The organism is Streptomyces sp. NPDC102258, from assembly GCF_055584685.1.
The window spans coordinates 90346-106098 of sequence record NZ_JBVJLO010000019.1 but is presented as its reverse complement, the minus strand read 5'-3'; the positions used below and the strand labels follow the sequence as shown (position 1 = coordinate 106098).

General features: G+C 74.1%; 16 protein-coding genes. 7 read left to right on the top strand and 9 right to left on the bottom strand.

The features are described from left to right. Positions 1-11 precede the first annotated feature (11 nt). Together ACZ6ZT_RS27475 and ACZ6ZT_RS27470 are read left to right on the top strand one after the other, a co-directional pair. Positions 12-470 carry a Zn-ribbon domain-containing OB-fold protein gene (locus ACZ6ZT_RS27475; RefSeq protein WP_469722657.1) on the top strand — a complete coding sequence of 153 codons (459 nt, stop codon included), beginning with the start codon at positions 12-14 and terminating at the stop codon, positions 468-470. Next, positions 467-1243, top strand: a complete 777-nt coding sequence (locus ACZ6ZT_RS27470) for an enoyl-CoA hydratase/isomerase family protein (RefSeq protein ID WP_469722656.1) — start codon at positions 467-469, stop codon at positions 1241-1243. Before ACZ6ZT_RS27475 ends, ACZ6ZT_RS27470 begins: the two co-directional genes overlap by 4 nt. On the opposite strand, the gene ACZ6ZT_RS27465 is transcribed toward ACZ6ZT_RS27470, so the two are convergent. Further along, on the bottom strand, positions 1244-1849 hold the full coding sequence (locus ACZ6ZT_RS27465) for a hypothetical protein (protein WP_469722655.1): 606 nt from the start codon (positions 1847-1849) through the stop codon (positions 1244-1246). Positions 1850-2126: 277 nt separating this feature from the next. Here ACZ6ZT_RS27465 and ACZ6ZT_RS27460 point away from each other — a divergent pair, with 277 nt between their 5' ends. Continuing rightward, positions 2127-2570: an SRPBCC family protein gene (locus ACZ6ZT_RS27460; protein WP_469722654.1), complete on the top strand. Its 444-nt coding sequence runs from the start codon at positions 2127-2129 to the stop codon at positions 2568-2570. Between the two features lie 6 nt (positions 2571-2576). On the opposite strand, the gene ACZ6ZT_RS27455 is transcribed toward ACZ6ZT_RS27460, so the two are convergent. The 4 genes from ACZ6ZT_RS27455 to ACZ6ZT_RS27440 form a co-directional block, all read right to left on the bottom strand. Then, positions 2577-3392: a class I SAM-dependent methyltransferase gene (locus ACZ6ZT_RS27455; protein ID WP_469722653.1), complete on the bottom strand. Its 816-nt coding sequence runs from the start codon at positions 3390-3392 to the stop codon at positions 2577-2579. A 137-nt stretch (positions 3393-3529) separates the two neighbouring features. Then, entirely contained in the window at positions 3530-4027 is a 498-nt protein-coding gene (locus ACZ6ZT_RS27450) for a peptidylprolyl isomerase (protein WP_469722729.1), read from the bottom strand. 90 nt (positions 4028-4117) lie between these two features. Next, positions 4118-6574 carry a protein serine/threonine kinase AfsK gene (afsK, locus tag ACZ6ZT_RS27445; RefSeq protein WP_469722652.1) on the bottom strand — a complete coding sequence of 819 codons (2457 nt, stop codon included), beginning with the start codon at positions 6572-6574 and terminating at the stop codon, positions 4118-4120. A gap of 243 nt (positions 6575-6817) precedes the next feature. Beyond that, a complete protein-coding gene (locus tag ACZ6ZT_RS27440) occupies positions 6818-7618 on the bottom strand; it encodes a VOC family protein (RefSeq protein ID WP_469722651.1) in 801 nt (266 codons plus the stop codon). Between the two features lie 349 nt (positions 7619-7967). Here ACZ6ZT_RS27440 and ACZ6ZT_RS27435 point away from each other — a divergent pair, with 349 nt between their 5' ends. Next, a complete protein-coding gene (locus ACZ6ZT_RS27435) occupies positions 7968-8615 on the top strand; it encodes a TetR family transcriptional regulator (RefSeq protein ID WP_469722650.1) in 648 nt (215 codons plus the stop codon). Between the two features lie 57 nt (positions 8616-8672). On the opposite strand, the gene ACZ6ZT_RS27430 is transcribed toward ACZ6ZT_RS27435, so the two are convergent. Together ACZ6ZT_RS27430 and ACZ6ZT_RS27425 are read right to left on the bottom strand one after the other, a co-directional pair. After that, on the bottom strand, positions 8673-9152 hold the full coding sequence (locus ACZ6ZT_RS27430) for a nitroreductase family deazaflavin-dependent oxidoreductase (RefSeq protein ID WP_469722648.1): 480 nt from the start codon (positions 9150-9152) through the stop codon (positions 8673-8675). Continuing rightward, a complete protein-coding gene (locus tag ACZ6ZT_RS27425) occupies positions 9152-10405 on the bottom strand; it encodes an acyl-CoA dehydrogenase family protein (protein WP_469722647.1) in 1254 nt (417 codons plus the stop codon). The genes ACZ6ZT_RS27430 and ACZ6ZT_RS27425 overlap by 1 nt, the downstream gene beginning before the upstream one ends. A gap of 180 nt (positions 10406-10585) precedes the next feature. Here ACZ6ZT_RS27425 and ACZ6ZT_RS27420 point away from each other — a divergent pair, with 180 nt between their 5' ends. Together ACZ6ZT_RS27420 and ACZ6ZT_RS27415 are read left to right on the top strand one after the other, a co-directional pair. Continuing rightward, on the top strand, positions 10586-11848 hold the full coding sequence (locus ACZ6ZT_RS27420) for a thiolase C-terminal domain-containing protein (protein ID WP_469722646.1): 1263 nt from the start codon (positions 10586-10588) through the stop codon (positions 11846-11848). A gap of 832 nt (positions 11849-12680) precedes the next feature. Then, on the top strand, positions 12681-13343 hold the full coding sequence (locus tag ACZ6ZT_RS27415; RefSeq protein WP_469722645.1) for a pyridoxine/pyridoxamine 5'-phosphate oxidase: 663 nt from the start codon (positions 12681-12683) through the stop codon (positions 13341-13343). An 86-nt stretch (positions 13344-13429) separates the two neighbouring features. Here the strand turns inward: ACZ6ZT_RS27415 and ACZ6ZT_RS27410 are convergent, their stop codons facing one another. Together ACZ6ZT_RS27410 and ACZ6ZT_RS27405 are read right to left on the bottom strand one after the other, a co-directional pair. After that, complete coding sequence (locus ACZ6ZT_RS27410; RefSeq protein ID WP_469722644.1) at positions 13430-13864, bottom strand: Zn-ribbon domain-containing OB-fold protein; 435 nt, start codon at positions 13862-13864, stop codon at positions 13430-13432. Then, a complete protein-coding gene (locus ACZ6ZT_RS27405; RefSeq protein ID WP_469722642.1) occupies positions 13861-14313 on the bottom strand; it encodes a DoxX family protein in 453 nt (150 codons plus the stop codon). The genes ACZ6ZT_RS27410 and ACZ6ZT_RS27405 overlap by 4 nt, the downstream gene beginning before the upstream one ends. Before the next feature lie 178 nt (positions 14314-14491). Here ACZ6ZT_RS27405 and ACZ6ZT_RS27400 point away from each other — a divergent pair, with 178 nt between their 5' ends. Continuing rightward, positions 14492-15748 (top strand): flavin-containing monooxygenase, encoded by a 1257-nt coding sequence (locus tag ACZ6ZT_RS27400; protein ID WP_469722641.1) that lies wholly within the window; start codon positions 14492-14494, stop codon positions 15746-15748. Positions 15749-15753: the final 5 nt, after the last annotated feature.

Sequence of the window (15753 nt, the reverse complement as noted above, 5' to 3'; positions counted from 1 at the left end):
CAGGAGCCACCATGACGACGTCGACGACCGCGTCCGCCGAGGCGCTGCTGCTCCCCGTCCCCGACGAGGACGGCGCCCCCTTCTGGGAGTACGCCGCCCGCGGCGAACTCCGGATCCAGGCCTGCGCCGCCTGCGGCCGGCTGCGCTTCCCGCCCCGCCCCTGCTGCCCGCACTGCCAGTCCTTCGACAGCGAGTGGCGCCCGATGAGCGGGCGGGGCCGGATCTGGTCCTACGTACGCCCGCACCCGCCGCTGCTGCCCGCGTACGCCGCGCAGGCCCCGTACAACGTGATCCTCGTGGAGCTCGCCGAGGACCCGCTGATCCGGCTCGCGGGCAACCTCGTCACCTCCGCCGACGCCCCGCTGAACTCGGTGGACCCGGCCCGGCTGCGGATCGGCGCCAAGGTGCAGGCGGTCTTCACCGAGACGGGCGGGATGAGCGTGCCGCGCTGGATCCTGGAGAGGGCATGACCCTGCGGGTGGAGCGGGACACGGCGGCCGGGGTCGCCGTCGTCACCCTGGACCGGGAGCGCCGCCACAACGCCATCGACCTGGCCACGGCCGCCGCGCTGGAGTCGGCGTGGCGGGAGGTGCGGTACGACGAGGACGTCCGGGCGGTGGTGCTGACGGGCGCGGGCCCGGCCGCGTTCTGCACCGGCGTCGACCGGGGGGTGGAGGTGGCGCAGCCCGCGTCCCCGTACTCGGTCGACGACCCGCTCCTGACCATCGGCCCGAAGGCGAACGACCTGTGGAAGCCCGTGATCGCCGCCGTCAACGGCATGGCGTGCGGCGGGGCGTTCTACCTCCTGGGGGAGGCGGACTTCATCGTCGCCTCGTCGTCGGCGACGTTCTTCGACCCGCACACGACGTACGGGATGGTCAGCGCCTACGAGGCGGTGTACATGGCGCAGCGGATGCCCTTCGGGGAGGCCGCCCGGATGTCCCTGATGGGCACGGCGGAACGGCTCTCCGCGCGGCGGGCGTACGAGATCGGGCTGGTCTGCGAACTGGCCGAACCCGGGGAACTCCTGGAGGCGGCCCTGCGGTCGGCGCGCACCCTGGCGGGCTTCCCGACGGAGGCCGTACAGGGCACGGTGCGCGCCCTGTGGTCGGCGAAGCAGGCGGCCCTCCAGCAGGCTCTGTCCCAGGCCCCGGCACTGATCGCGCTGGGCAACCTGACGCCGGAACGCCAGTCGGAACTCTTCGCGGCCCGCCGCCCGGGACCGGACTTCCGCCTGCGCTGATCAGCGGGCGGGTCCGGCGGGCTTGGTGGTGGGCCGCAGGCTCTTGCTCTTCCCCGACCCGGTGTCGGGGGCGGAGGGGCTGGATGTGGCGCCGGCCGCGACGTTCCGTACGCCGGTCACGCGGCAGTTCCGCACGTCGCCGGCGCGGGCGGGGTCGGCCATCGGAACGTCGGCCGTGCCGGTGGCCCGCGCGCCGAGGGTGACCGTCCCGGAGGCCGTCCCCACGAGCACCCCGCCGGCCCCCTCACTGGTCAGGAACACCTCGAAGGTCGCCCGCCGGTCCAGCAGGGAGGTGACCTCGACGGTGGTGGAGGGCCGGGAGCCGTCCCCGCAGGAGACCACCCGGGCCGTGGCGGCCACCGCGGTGGCGGAGGGCGAGGGGGTGGCGGTGGCGCCATAGCTCCCGCTGGTGCCGCTCCGCCTGCTCGTGCTGCTCGTGCCGCTCTTACCGCTCTTACCGCTCGTGCGGCTCTTGGAACTGGAACACCCGTGGCCGCCACCGCCGCTCTTGCTCTTGCCGTTGCCCGAAAACCCGGTCAGCGCCAGCACCACGGCCACCAGCACCACCCCGAACCTGGCCCGACTGCTCCCCCGCCGCGCGAACATGACGTGAACCCCTCCCCGGGTGGTCGATGGCGGGCACGCTACCAAGCCGCGGCGGGACCTCTCAGGGCCGTTCCGCGCCCCGCCGCCCGACGTATCCGCATACGCCACCCCACAACCGGACGCACTCCCTCCACTCTGTCCGCCGCCAGCGAAGACACCGCCCCAGCCGCTCCCCCGCCCGCGAAACCGTGGTTCCATCCCGACACCCGAACCCGGCGGCAACCGCACCACCCGCGTCCCTTCGGTGAGCCCGAACCACCTTGAGGAGCACGCACCAGTGCGCACCATCGCCACCGAGATCACCATCGACGCCACGCCCGAGGAAGTCTGGGCGACGCTGACGGACCTGCCCCGTTACTGCACCTGGAACCCGTTCATCCGGGCGGCCTCCGGCGAAGCCGTGCCCGGCTCGCGGCTGCGCCTGACCATGTACGGGGAGTCGGGCAGGCCCACCACCTTCCGGCCGACCGTCCTGGTGGTGAAGCCCGCCACCGAGTTCCGCTGGTCCGGCCGCTTCCTGGTGCGCGGGCTCTTCGACGGCGAGCACTACTTCCGCCTCAGCGAAGGCCCCGGCCGCACCACCCGCATGGAACACGGCGAACGCTTCCGCGGCCTGCTGGTCCCCTTCCTCGGCAAGCTCCTGAACGGCACCGCCCGCAACTTCACGGCGATGAACGAAGCCCTCCGCACCCGCGCCGAATCGGCCCGCACCACCTCCTGACGCCCCTCACCCCACCACGGCGACGCCGAGCATGTGCGAGCTCGCGGCCAGCAGTTCCGGATACGGCTCGGCCAGTCGCGCCGCGGTGAGCGCCGCGTCGAACATCCTCGACCCGGCCAGGCTCTCCCCGGTGTGCTGCTCGGCCGCCTTCAGCGCCGCCCAGGCCGGACCCTCGACGCCGTACACCAGCGGCGTCCGGAGTCCGGCCTCGCGCATTTCCCCGTACAGCCCCTCGCCGGTGTGGAAGTAGGCGCTGGTGAAGCCCTTGCGCCCCGCTTCGTGGACCCCGCCGACGAGGATGTCGGCGACGGCGTCCCGGACCCGGTCGTCGGCGAGCCGGGTGGTGGCGACGTGCTCGAAGAGGGACGCGTACCGGCCGATGGCGGCGACGGCGACGACCCCGCCCGGCCGGACGACGCGCGCGGCCTCCCGCAGGGCCCGGATCCGGTCGCCGCGCTCGGTCAGGTGGTACAGCGGCCCCAGCACGAGCGCGACGTCGTACGCCCCGTCCCGGGCCTCCAGCGCCCGGGCGTCACCGAGCACGCTCCGGAACCCGGCGGCCCTGGCCTCCTCCACGTGCCGCGGCACGGGATCGACGAGGTCGACCTCGTACCCGTCCCCCACGAGCCACCGGGCATGCGCCCCGGACCCCGCCCCGATGTCGATGACCCGCGCCGGCGCCCCGGGCAGATGCCGCCGCAGCAACTCCTGGGTCCGCACCATTTCGAGCAGCCCGTCCGCGCTGGTGCTCAACCGCTCGGATTCGCTGATCGTCTCGCTGTAGAAGGCGATGATCTCTGGCTCGACGGAGTAAGCGCACATGCCCCCGATTCTGGGCGCTGGCAGCACGGCGCGGTAGATCCTAATGGGCGCGCACGGGAGGCCGTAGGCGCCGGGGCCCGGACGCGGCGGCGGCCCCGGTCCCCCGGTGGGGGCGGGGCCGCGCGGCGGGGGTGGGGTCAGGCGGCGTCGACGACGCCCGAGGCGGCGATTTCGACCTTGCCCTTCGGGGCGCCGGACTGGGAGCCCAGGGCCTCGATCTGGTCGACGAGCTCCTTGCCCTCGACGACCTCGCCGAAGACGACGTGCTTGCCGTCGAGCCACGAGGTGACGACGGTGGTGATGAAGAACTGCGAGCCGTTGGTGTTCTTGCCGGCGTTCGCCATCGACAGCAGGTACGGGCGGTCGTGCTTCAGCTGGAAGTTCTCGTCGGCGAACTTCTCGCCGTAAATGCTCTTGCCGCCGGTGCCGTTGTGGTTGGTGAAGTCGCCGCCCTGCAGCATGAACTGCGGGATGATGCGGTGGAAGCCGGAGCCCGCGTAGCCGAAGCCGTTCTGGCCGGTCGCCAGCTCGCGGAAGTTCTTCGCCGTCTGCGGCACGACGTCGTCGAAGAGCTGGAAGACGATGCGGCCGGCCGGGGCGCCGTTGATGGTGATGTCGAAGTAGACGTTGCTCATGGGGTCCATCCTGTCACTCCTGGTGCCGTGCGCTACCTGGAGGGGGGCCGCGTCGCCTTACGCGGACCGCGTAAGGCGACGCGGCCGGGGTCAGGAGGCCGTCCGGGTGCCGGTGCCCTTGGCCGCGTCCAGGGCGTAGACGCAGCGGTCCTTGCTGCACGCGTAGACCACGCCCGCCTCCGCGACCGGGGCGCCGGTGATCTCGCCGCCCGTCGCCAGCTTCCAGCGCAGCTGGCCGCCCGCCGCGTCCAGCGTGTACAGGCAGTGGTCGGCGGAGCCGAAGTGGACCCGGCCGTCCGCGACCGCCGGGGAGCCGGTGATCTCGCCGCCCGCCGCGAACCGCCACTTCGGGGTGCCGGTGACCGCGTCGAGGGTGTACAGCGCGCTGCCCGCGCCCAGGTGGACGTTGCCGGCCGCCACCAGCACCGGGTCCGCCGCCGGGCGCGGCTCGGTGGCGATGCGCCAGCGGTCCTTGCCGGTGGCGGCGTCGAGGGCGTAGACGGTGCCCAGGTAGTCGGCGAGGTAGACGCCGCCGCCGGTCACCGCCGGGCCGGGGGCGAAGGCCGGGGGTGCCAGGAACACCGCCGGGGCCTCGAAGTGCCAGCGGACCCGCCCGGAGGCCCGGTCCACGGACAGCACCCGGGTGCCGGCGCTGACGTACACGTTGCCGTCGGGGGCGGGGGTGACGCGGACCGGGACGTTGCCGCAGGAGGCCGCGTCGCCGACCGGGTAGGACCAGGCCTCCTGGCCGGAGCGGGCGTCGAGCGCGCGCAGCCGGGCGTCCTGCCACACGTAGACCGTGCCCTCGTGCAGGACCGGCGCCGCCTCGGGCGTCTCGAAGTCGGACTGCGCGCCGGTCAGCTCCCACAGCTTCTGGCCGTTCGACGCCTCCCAGCTCTGTACGCCGCCACCGCGCGTGGCGGTGATGACGGTGCCCCGCCCGGCGCGCAGGGCGTACACCCAGGCGTCGGTGGACAGCCGCCACCGCTCGGAGCCGTCGGCGGCGTCGAGCGCGTAGAGGGAGGGGCCGTCGGAGGCGTGGATGCGGCCGTCGGCGACGGCCATGGACCAGGCGACGTCCCGCGTCTTGAACTGGCGCCGGCCGCTGCCGACGTCCAGGGCGTGCACCTCGAAGGAGGTGACGTACAGCAGGTCGCCCGCGACGGTCGGGGTGCCCCACACCTCGTTGGACATGCGGAAGCGCCACGGCCGCCAGCGCCCGCTGTCCGGCGACGGGCCCGGGCCCGTCGCCGGTACGGACGGGGAGGCCGGCACCGCGGCCGCCACGCTGCCCAGGGGCGGCCGGACCCAGCCGGTCGCGGAGTCGGCGCCGCCGGGCGAGGCGGGTGCCGGGGCGAGCGCCGGGGCGGCGGCGCGCGGGCCGGGCCCGATCGGCACCGGCGAGGAACCCAGCAGCACGGGCGCGCCCGGCACGGAGGCGAGCGCCGCCACCGGCGGCCGGTCGGGGCGCGGCGGGGCGGCCTGCCCGGTGCGCGGGTCGGCCCACGGGTCGGCGGCGCCGCGCGGCCGGCGGTGTGTGGCGGGCCCGGCGGCGGGCCCGGCGGCGAGCCCGCCCGCGGGCTGCGACACCGGCCCGGACCGGGGTCCGATGTGCGGCTGCGGCGGGACCACGGGCGGGGCGGGCACCGTACGGTGACCGGCGCGGCGGGCCTCGATCATCGCGACGGCCCGCTCGGGCAGCCACGCGGAGGCCGTCCCGCTGTCGTCACCGCCGTCGAAGAGGTGCGGGGCCAGCTGCGCCTGGAGGTCGGCGGGGGTCGGCCGCCGGGTGGCCTCCATCTGCATGCAGGAGTCGATGAGCGGCCGCAGCTCGTCGGGCAGACCCTCCAGGTTCGGGCCCTCGCGCAGCAGCATGAACACCGTCTCCACCGGGTTCGCCCCGTGGTACGGCGGGTGCCCGGTCGCGGCGAAGACGAGCGTCGAGCCGAGGGAGAAGACGTCGGAGGCGCCCTTGACGCTGCGCGAGTCCTTCGCCTGCTCGGGCGACATGTAGGCGGGGGTGCCGACGGCGACGTTCGTCATCGTCAGCCGGGTGTTGGAGACGCCGCTGGCGATGCCGAAGTCGATCACGCGCGGGCCGTCCTCGACCACCAGCACGTTGGACGGCTTCAGGTCCCGGTGCACCAGGCCGGCGCCGTGGATCGACTGGAGCGCCTCGGCGATGCCCGCCGCGAGCCACCGTACGGCCTGGGCGGGCATGGGCCCGCACTCGTTGACGATCTCCTCCAGGGACGGCGCCGGCACGTACGCGGTGGCCAGCCACGGCACGGCGGCGCGCGGATCGGCGTCGACGACGGCGGCCGTGTAGAAGCCGGAGACGGCGCGCGCCGCCTCCACCTCCCGGGTGAACCGCACCCGGAACAGCTGGTCCTCGGCGAGCTCCGTGCGCACCGTCTTGATCGCGACCCGGCGTCCCGATGCCGACCGTGCGAGATAGACCAGCCCCATGCCGCCGGCGCCGAGCCGTCCGAGCACCTCGAAGGGGCCGATCCGTCTCGGGTCGTGCTGCGTCAGCTGCTCCACCACTCGCCTCCACACCTCCCCGTACGGGCCCCGACCGGACCCGCTGCTTCTCCCGGCACGTAGCCGGCGCGGCGCCGGCACGCGGCCGGCGCGCGCACGGCGGCACGGCGGCCGGACCGTGCGGCATCCGTCCCCGCTGCGATCCGTCCCCGCTGCGTGCAGCGTCCCACCGCGGGCGGGCCCGCGGTCGCGCACGTCGATTCTGTCAGGCCCGCGCCTGGTCCGGCCCCGGCTCCCGCGCTCGTTTCACGTGCCGGTCTTCACACGGGGCTCCGAGAGCAGCCCGAAGACGGCTCCCTGGTTGTCGGCGACGACCGCGATCCGCCCGTAGGGCGTGTCGAACGGATCGGCGGTGACGCGTCCGCCGAGCCGCTGGACGGTGGCCACGCTCTGGTCGCAGTCGGGGACGGCGAAGTAGGCGAGGAAGTGGGCCGGCATGATCTCCGGGAACGCGTCGGTGATGAGGGTGCGGCCGAGGACGGCGGTGTCGGAACCGGGGGCCGCGCCGGGCGGGGACCAGACGCGGTAGGCGATGCCGGTCTCCGGGTCGTCCTGGTCCTCGGGGACGTAGCCGAAGACCTTGGCGTAGAAGGCGTCGACGGCGTCCCGGGCCCGGGTGTAGACCTCGGACCAGCAGTACGTGTACGGCTCTTGCTGGGCCTCGAAACCGTGGTGGGTGCCCGGCTGCCAGAGCCCGAAGACGGCCCCGCCGGGGTCGGCGGCGAGTGCGGCGGTGCCGTAGGGGCCGACGGGCTGCGGGTCCATGACCATCTGGCCGCCGGCGGCGCGGATGCGCTGGGCGCAGGCGTACGCGTCGTTCGTGTACAGGTACACGCCCCAGACGGTGGGCATGCGGCCGTCGGGCTTGGGGGCGAGGGCGGCGACGTTGCGGCCGCGGCTGTAGGCCTGGGTGTAGTGGCCGTACTCGGGGCCGGCGGCGGTGGGGAAGGTCCAGCCGAACAGCTCGCCGTAGAAGCGCTTGCCCGCCTCGACGTCGGGCAGCGAGGCGTCGACCCAGCAGGGCGAGCCCTCCACGAATCCGGCCATGGGGCGAGTCCCTTCCGTTCGGGTTCGTGCTGTTTTCTTGCGTTTCGGACATGATCTGCCCGAAAACTTGTCCACACCCTGTTGATAAGACTATTCGGGGGATACGCCACGATACGGGTGGGGTCCGGCGGGGCGCGCGGGAGGGCGCGCGGGCGGGGCGGGACGGGGGCAGGGCACGGGCGGGGCGCGGGCGGGGCACAGGCGGGGCGCCGGCAGCGTGCGGTCCGGTTTGGCCGGAACGCGTCGGTTACGGCCCGTCGGGGGGCCCGTCCCACCAGGTCGGCGGGTGCGTAACCCCATTTGCAGGCGGCCGAATAGCGCGCCGATCACCCCTCGGTAAGCTGACGGCATGACAGGACAAGTACGCACCGTCGACGGGCGTGTCGCCGGCCGGCGCGGCCAGGCGACGCGGCAGAAGCTGCTCGACTGCCTCGGCGAGATGCTCAGCTCCTCGCCGTACCGCGACGTCAAGGTGATCGACGTCGCCCGCAAGGCCGGTACCTCCCCCGCGACCTTCTACCAGTACTTCCCGGACGTCGAAGGCGCCGTCCTGGAGATCGCCGAGCGCATGGCCACGGAGGGCGCCCAGTTGACGGCGCTCGTCGAGGGCCGCAACTGGGTCGGCAAGGCCGGCTGGGCGGCGGCCGAGGAACTCGTGGACGGCTTCCTGGAGTTCTGGCGGCGCAACGACGCCATCCTGCGGGTGGTCGACCTGGGCGCGGCCGAGGGTGACAAGCGGTTCTACAAGATCCGCATGAAGATCCTGAACTCCGTCACCAACTCCCTTACGGAGTCGATGAAGGAACTCCAGGCCAAGGGCAAGGTCGACAAGGACCTCAGCCCGGCGGCGATGGCGGGTTCACTGGTGGCGATGCTCGCCGCGGTGGCCTCGCACCAGAAGGGGTTCCAGACCTGGGGCGTCAAGCAGGCCGAACTCAAGCCGAACCTGGCGCTGCTCGTGCACCTGGGCATCACCGGGAAGAAGCCGACCAAGTGACGGCGGACCCTCACCTGGGGTGAGGGTCCGCCGGGCCTTGCCCTCTCCGCTTCGGGGTCAGCGACGCTCCAGGCGGAACAGCCTGATCTCCCGCTCGATGCGCGCCTGGTACGTCGCGTACGGCGGCCAGAACCGCAGCACCGCCCGCCACGCCTCCTCCCGCTCCACGCCTTCCAGCAGCCGGGCCCGTACGGGGATGTCACGTCCCTGCCAGTTCACGTCCGCGTCCGGGTGCTTCAGCAGGTTCCCGGTCCAGGCCGGATGGCCGGGGCGGCCGAAGTTGGAGCCGATCAGCAGCCAGCTCTCGCCTCCGCGCTCCGGCATGCACGCGAGCGGGGTGGTCCGCGGCTCACCCGTCTTCGCGCCCTTGGCCGTGAGGATCACACCCGGCAGCATCTGCGCGCTGAGCAGGACCTTTCCCCTGGTCAGGCGGTGCACCGCCTTGTCCATGGCGGGGATGAAGTGCGGGGCGATCCGGGCGAACAGCACGGTCGAGGAGACCTTCTGCATCAGCTTGACGCCGAGAGCCACGGCCATCAGACGGCCACCCTTTCGTTCTTGCCGCCGGCGGGGGCCGGGGCGAACAGCCCCGAGCGCTGCGCCGCGTGCGCGCGGAGCCGGTGGACGGGGCCGAAGAGCAGGTCGTCGGCCGCCGCCCGCTTGAAGTACAGGTGGGCGTCGTGCTCCCAGGTGAAGCCGATGCCGCCGTGCAGCTGGATGGCCTCGCCCGCGGTGGTCCGCAGCGCCTCCAGGGCCTGGGCGAGGGCGAGCGGGCCCTGGTCCGGGTCCCACGCGGCGTAGTAGGCGGCCGAACGGGCCGCCTGGACGTGTACGTAGAGGTCGGCGAGCCGGTGTTTGACCGCCTGGAAGGAGCCGATGGCCCGGCCGAACTGCTCGCGCTCCCGAACGTATTCCACGGTCCGGGCCAGCGCCCGGTCGGCCGCGCCGACCGCCTCGGCGGCCAGGACCGCGGCGGCGGTACGGCCGGTGGCGGCGAGGGCGGGGAGCGGGTCGGGGGCGGCGTCGCTCCGGCCTGCCGGGTCGCCGAGCAACTCGGCCGGCACCTCCCGCAGTTGTACGCGGCCCTGCGGGCGGGTCTCGTCCAGGGTGGGCTGCCGGGTCCGTACGAGTCCGGGCGCGTCCCCCCGTACGAGGAACAGCAGGGTCCGGCCGCGGGCGAAGCCGCCGGTGTGGGCCGCGACGAGCAGCAGATCGGCGGCGTGCCCGTCGAGCACCTGGGCGGCCTCACCGTAGAGCCGCCAGGCGGGAGCATCGGGAGCGCCGGAGGCGTCGGGGCCGTCCGGTGGCGGCACCGGGCGGGCTTGGACCCCGCCCGCGCGGCCCCCGCCGGCCCAGTCGCCGGGGGCGTTGTCGCCGGTGAGCCCGAGGGCGGTGGCCAGGGCGGGCCCGGGCACGGCGAGCGCGGCCGTCAGCTCCCCGGCGGCGAGCGGGGGCAGCAGGGCCGCCCGCTGTGCGGGGGTGCCGAGGGCGGTGATCAGCGGGGCGGCGAGCGCGGCGGTGGCCAGCAGGGGCGAGGGCAGCAGCACGCGGCCGGTCTCCTCGCAGGCCAGCGCCAGGTCGGCGGGGGCGCAGCCGACGCCGCCGTACTCCTCGGCGACGGCGATGCCGGGCAGGCCGAGCTCCCCGGCGAGCTGCCGCCACAGTGCGCGGTCGTGCCCGGTGTCGGTGCGGGCGGCGGCCTTGACCTCGTCGGGGCCGCAGCGTTTGCCCAGGATCTCGCGCAGGGTGCGGCGCATCTCGTGCTGCTCCGCGGTGAAGGCGGCATCCATCGTCGGGCTCCTCCCCGTAACTGACGGGGCGTCATGTTAGGGCGGCCGGAGCGAGAAGCACAGGGGGCGGGAGCGGCGGGAACGGCGGGGCCGGTCGCGGCCACGGTCGCGACCACGACCACGACCACGACCACGACCACGGTCTAGCATCTGACGACACGTCAGCTGTACCGTCCCCCCATGCCTGGACCCGCTGCCACTGCCGGACCCGCCACCGCGTCCGCCCCCCGGGCCGTCCCCCGGCCCGCCCCCGGCCCCCTCGCCCACGCGCCCGGTTCACGCCCGCGCCGCCGGGTCGCGGTGGTCGGCGTCGCCCTCTCGGACTGCGGCCGGGTCGACGGCCCGACCCCCTACGCCCTGCACGCCCAGGCCGCCCGCCGCGCCCTGGCCGACTCCGGCCTGGACCGCTCCGTCATCGACGGCTTCGCCTCGGCGGGGCTCGGCACCCTCGCCCCGGTGGAGGTCGCCGAGTACCTGGGGCTGCGCCCCACCTGGGTCGACTCCACCTCGGTCGGCGGCTCGACGTGGGAGGTCATGGCGGCCCACGCCGCCGACGCCATCGCGGCGGGCCACGCCAACGCCGTCCTGCTCGTCTACGGCTCCACCGCCCGGGCCGACATCAAGGCCCGGCGCCGCACGTCGAACCTCTCCTTCGGGGCGCGGGGACCGCTCCAGTTCGAGGTCCCGTACGGCCACACGCTGATCTCCAAGTACGCGATGGCCGCGCGCCGCCACATGCACGAGTACGGCACGACCCTGGAGCAGCTCGCCTCGGTGGCCGTCCAGGCCAGGGCGAACGCGGCCACGAACCCGGACGCGATGTTCCGCGACCCGATCACGGTCGAGAAGGTCCTCTCCGGGGAGATGATCGCGGACCCGTTCACGAAACTGCACTGCTGCATCCGCTCGGACGGCGGCTGCGCGGTGCTGCTGGCCGCGGAGGACTACGTATCGGACACGGCGAAGGCACCGGTGTGGGTGCTGGGCTCGGGCACCTCCGTCTCACACACCACGATGTCGGAGTGGGAGGACTTCACCGTCTCCCCGGCGGCGGTCTCGGGCCGGCTGGCCTTCGAGCGGGCGGGCCTGACCCCGGCGGACGTGGACGTCGCGGAGATCTACGACGCCTTCACGTACATGACCCTGGTGACCCTGGAGGACCTCGGCTTCTGCGCGAAGGGCGAGGGCGGGGCGTACGTGGAGAAGGGCCGCCTGCTGCGGGAGGGCGAGCTCCCCGTCAACACCGACGGCGGCGGCCTGTCGGCCTGCCACCCGGGCATGCGCGGCCTGTTCCTCCTGGTCGAAGCCGTACGCCAACTCCGCGGCGAATCCGGCCCGGGCCAGGTCACCACACCGGACGGCCACCACCCCCGGGTAGCCCTGACCTCGGGCACGGGAGGCTGGTTCTGCTCATCGGGAACGGTCCTGCTGGGCCGCGACTGAGGAACCGGAGCCTCAACCGGGCCGCATCACGGAAGGGTTTGGCGCTTTCCCGTCCGTCTCATCGTCCTTCCGGGGGCCGGTCGCCCATGGTCAGGACCACGACCCCGATCTTCGGCATGTTGCTGTCCGTTCCTTTCACCCGCTTGCGGTACCCGCTCGCGACCGGCTGGATCTTCCGTGCCGCCTCCCGGTTGCGGTCGGAGATGACGCCCGCGCACGAAGCCCAGGGACGCCCTACCAGTGCACCACACCCCAGTTGGGCGACCTGATCGGTGACCACGTCCAGACCGGCAGCGTGGTGATCACCCTCGGCCGGGTCACCGCCGTCGGCTGGCAGACCTCAGAACGTTGACCATGTGGCCGACGGTGATGAGCCACAGACGGCCGACGGACGCTATGCCGGGCGAAGTGTGTAGCGATCTGACGCGCCTGACCCCCTTGCGGGAGCCGGATGGTGGTCCTGTCGCCGTTTGGTGTGGTCTGGCCGCTCCCGGCCCGGAAAGGGATCGATGCCCGCCCGTGTGCCCGGCCACCCGACCGGGGGCGCTCGAAGGTCGCTGACACGGCAGGGACATCGGTACTGCCCCGTGAACGTTCTTTTGGGGGTTTCCCGGGAGTCTTCGTTTTTCCGGGGTGGGGCGGTGGGTCAAGGGTGGCCGAAGGCCATCGCGAAGCGACGCGACCGAAGGGAGCGCCCTTGACGCGCCGTCCTGCCCCGGAAGGACGAAGAGACGGACGGGAAATCACCAAATCCCTCCCTGATGCGGACCGGTTGAGGCCCCGCACCCCCGACCCGCCACACGGTCACGAAGCCCCGCTCTAGCCTGGGGCCATGACCAGCGACGACTTCCTCAGCACCCTGCACTCCCTGCGGGTGTGGGACACCCCGCTTCCCGGGTTTGACGCCGACGCCGCGCCCGACGGGCCCCTGGACCTGTTCCGGGAGTGGTTCGTGCAGGCCGCGCGGGCGGGGCAGGCCGAGCCGCACACCATGAGCCTGGCGACGGTGGATGCCGATGGGCTGCCCGACGTACGCGTGCTGATGCTGCACGACGCCGACGAGCGGGGCTGGCACTTCGCCTCGCACGCCACCAGTGCCAAGGGGCGTCAGCTGGCCACGCACCCCGTGGCGGCGCTCTGCTTCTACTGGCCCACCGTCGGGCGGCAGGTGCGGATCCGGGGCCGGGTGGGCGCGTGCGGGCCCGAGGAGAGCCGGGCGGACCTGGCGGTCCGCTCGCGCGGGGCGCTGGCGGCCGCGCTGACCGGGCGGCAGAGCGAGGTGCTCGGGTCGGCGGGGGAGCTGCTGCGGGCTTCGGAGGCGGCGTGGGAGCGGGCCGGGGCGGAGCCGGACGCGCCCGCGCCGACCTGGACCCGGTACGTACTCGACCCCACCGAGGCGGAGTTCTTCCAGGGCGACGCCGCCCGCCGCCACACCCGGCTGCGCTACCGGCGCACCCCGGCCGGCGCCTGGACGCGCGAGCTGCTCTGGCCGTAGGCGACGACCGGCCGCGACGGCCCAGCCCGACCCGGCCCGCGGACAGCCCCAGACACCCCAGGCCAACCGGCCAGGCGCGCTCCCCGTCAGCCCGCCGGACGGAACACGGCTACGTGGATGCCCTCCGACCGCTCCCGGAAGGTGACCTCCAGGGGCATGCCGATGTGGAGGTCCTCGTACGGGCAGTCGGTGATCTCCGTCATCATCCGGGGGCCCTCCGCGAGGTCGACCACGGCGGCCGCGTACGGGACGCGGGTGGCGAACGGTGGGAGGTCGTTGCGGTGGATCACCGACCAGGTGTAGAGCGTCGCCCGGCCGCTCGCCGGCTCCCAGGTCACCCGCTCCTCCCCCGCCCAGCAGAACGGGCAGAACTCGCGCGGGTAGTGGTGGGCGCGCCCGCAGTCCGCGCAGCGGCGCAGCAGCAGGCGGCCCTCGGCCGCGGCGTCCCAGTAGGGGCGGGTGAAGTCGTCCGCCTCGGGGAGGTCGTAGCGCGGTGTGCCGCTGCCGGCGCCGGTGCTCACTGGAAGATTCCGATCCACGCGTCGAGGGACCAGGTCTGCCAGGCCATCGCGAAGAGGGCGACGAGCGAGATCAGCGCCATCATGGCGTTCTGCCCCTGCTCGGCCCAGTCGTGGATCATCAGGACCAGGTAGAGCAGGTTCAGCAGCAGCCCGCCGACGAGCGCCACCGGGGTCAGGAAGCCGAGCACCAGGCCCAGGCCGAGGGCGAGTTCCGCGTACACGACGACGTACGCCATCAGCCGGGGCCGCGGCTCGACCACCTTCGCGAAGCCGCTCTTCACGAAGGGCCAGCGGTGTTTGCCCGCGACGTCGGCGGCCCAGGCGATGCCGGTGCCGCGCTCGAACCAGCCCTTCTTGTCCTTGTGGCGCCAGCTCTCCAGCCACCACAGCCCGAGCCCGACGCGCAGCACGGCGAGCCATTCGGCGCCGCTGAGCCAGATGCTCTGCATCCCTCATCCACCATCCATCCTCTATCTGACGCTACGTCAGTTCAGCGGACCGGTCGCGTTCCCGCAAGACCTCGCACCACCCCGGGCGTCCACCCACCCGCCCGCCGTGATCGATCCGCAATCGATTCCCTCCTCGTCCGAGACCCATCAACGCTGTGTGTCGATACGCTCACTCCTCATGCCCGCTGCCGACCAGACCGCCTTGACCAGCACCCAGCCCCGCCCCGTGTACGTGATCGGCGCGGGCCCCGGTGGCCTCGCCGTCGCCGCCGCCCTCCGCGCCCGCGGCGTACGCGCCGTGGTCGTCGAGAAGGCCGACGCCGTCGGGGCGTCCTGGCGGGGTCACTACGAGCGGCTGCGGCTGCACACCACCCGGCGCCTGTCGGCGTTGCCCGGGCTGGCGATACCCCGGCGCTTCGGGCGCTGGGTCGCCCGCGCGGACGTGGTGCGGTACCTGGAGAAGTACGCCGAGTTCCACGAGCTGGAGCTGGTCACGGGCGTCGAGGTGACCCGGATCGATCCGGCCGCAGACGGGGAGGGATGGACCCTGTACGCCTCGGGCGGGCGGGTGCTGGCGGCCGGGGCGGTGGTCGTGGCCACCGGGTTCAACCACACCCCGGCACTGCCCGACTGGCCGGGCGCCGACGGGTACACCGGGCGGCTGCTGCACGCCGCCGCCTACCGCGAGCCGGGCCCGTACGCCGGGCAGGACGTGCTCGTCGTCGGCGTCGGCAACACCGGGGCCGAGATCGCCGTGGACCTCGCCGAGGGCGGGGCGGCCCGGGTGCGGCTCGCCGTGCGGACGGCCCCGCACATCGTGCGCCGCTCGACCGCCGGGTGGCCGGCGCAACGGACCGGGATCCTGGTGCGACGGCTGCCGGTGCGGGTGGTGGACCGGCTGGGGGCGCTCGTCGCGCGGGTCTCCGTACCGGACCTGTCGGCGTACGGGCTGCCGCGCCCGGCGACCGGGCTGTACACGCGGGCCCGGCAGGGGGCGGTGCCGGTGCAGGACGTGGGGCTCATCGAGGCGGTGCGGCGGGGCCGGGTGGAGCCGGTGGCCGCCGTCGCCTCCTTCGACGGGGACGCGGTGGTCCTGGCGGACGGTACGCGGATCAGCCCGGACGCGGTCATCGCCGCGACGGGGTACCGGCGGGGGCTGGAGGGGCTGGTGGGGCACCTCGGCGTGCTGGACGAGCGCGGGCGTCCCCTCGCGGGCGGGGCGCGGACGCCGGCGGGGGCGCCCGGGCTGTATTTCACCGGGTACACGAACCCGATCAGCGGGATGCTCCGCGAGCTGGCCCTGGACGCCGAGCGGATCGCCCGGGCCCTGGCCCGGCACGAGCGGCGAGGCGGCCCGCGCCCCCGCACCCGCACCCGTACCCGCCGCACCCGTACCGACGCCGACGCCACCGCCGCCACCCCTACCGCCGCGTAGGCCGA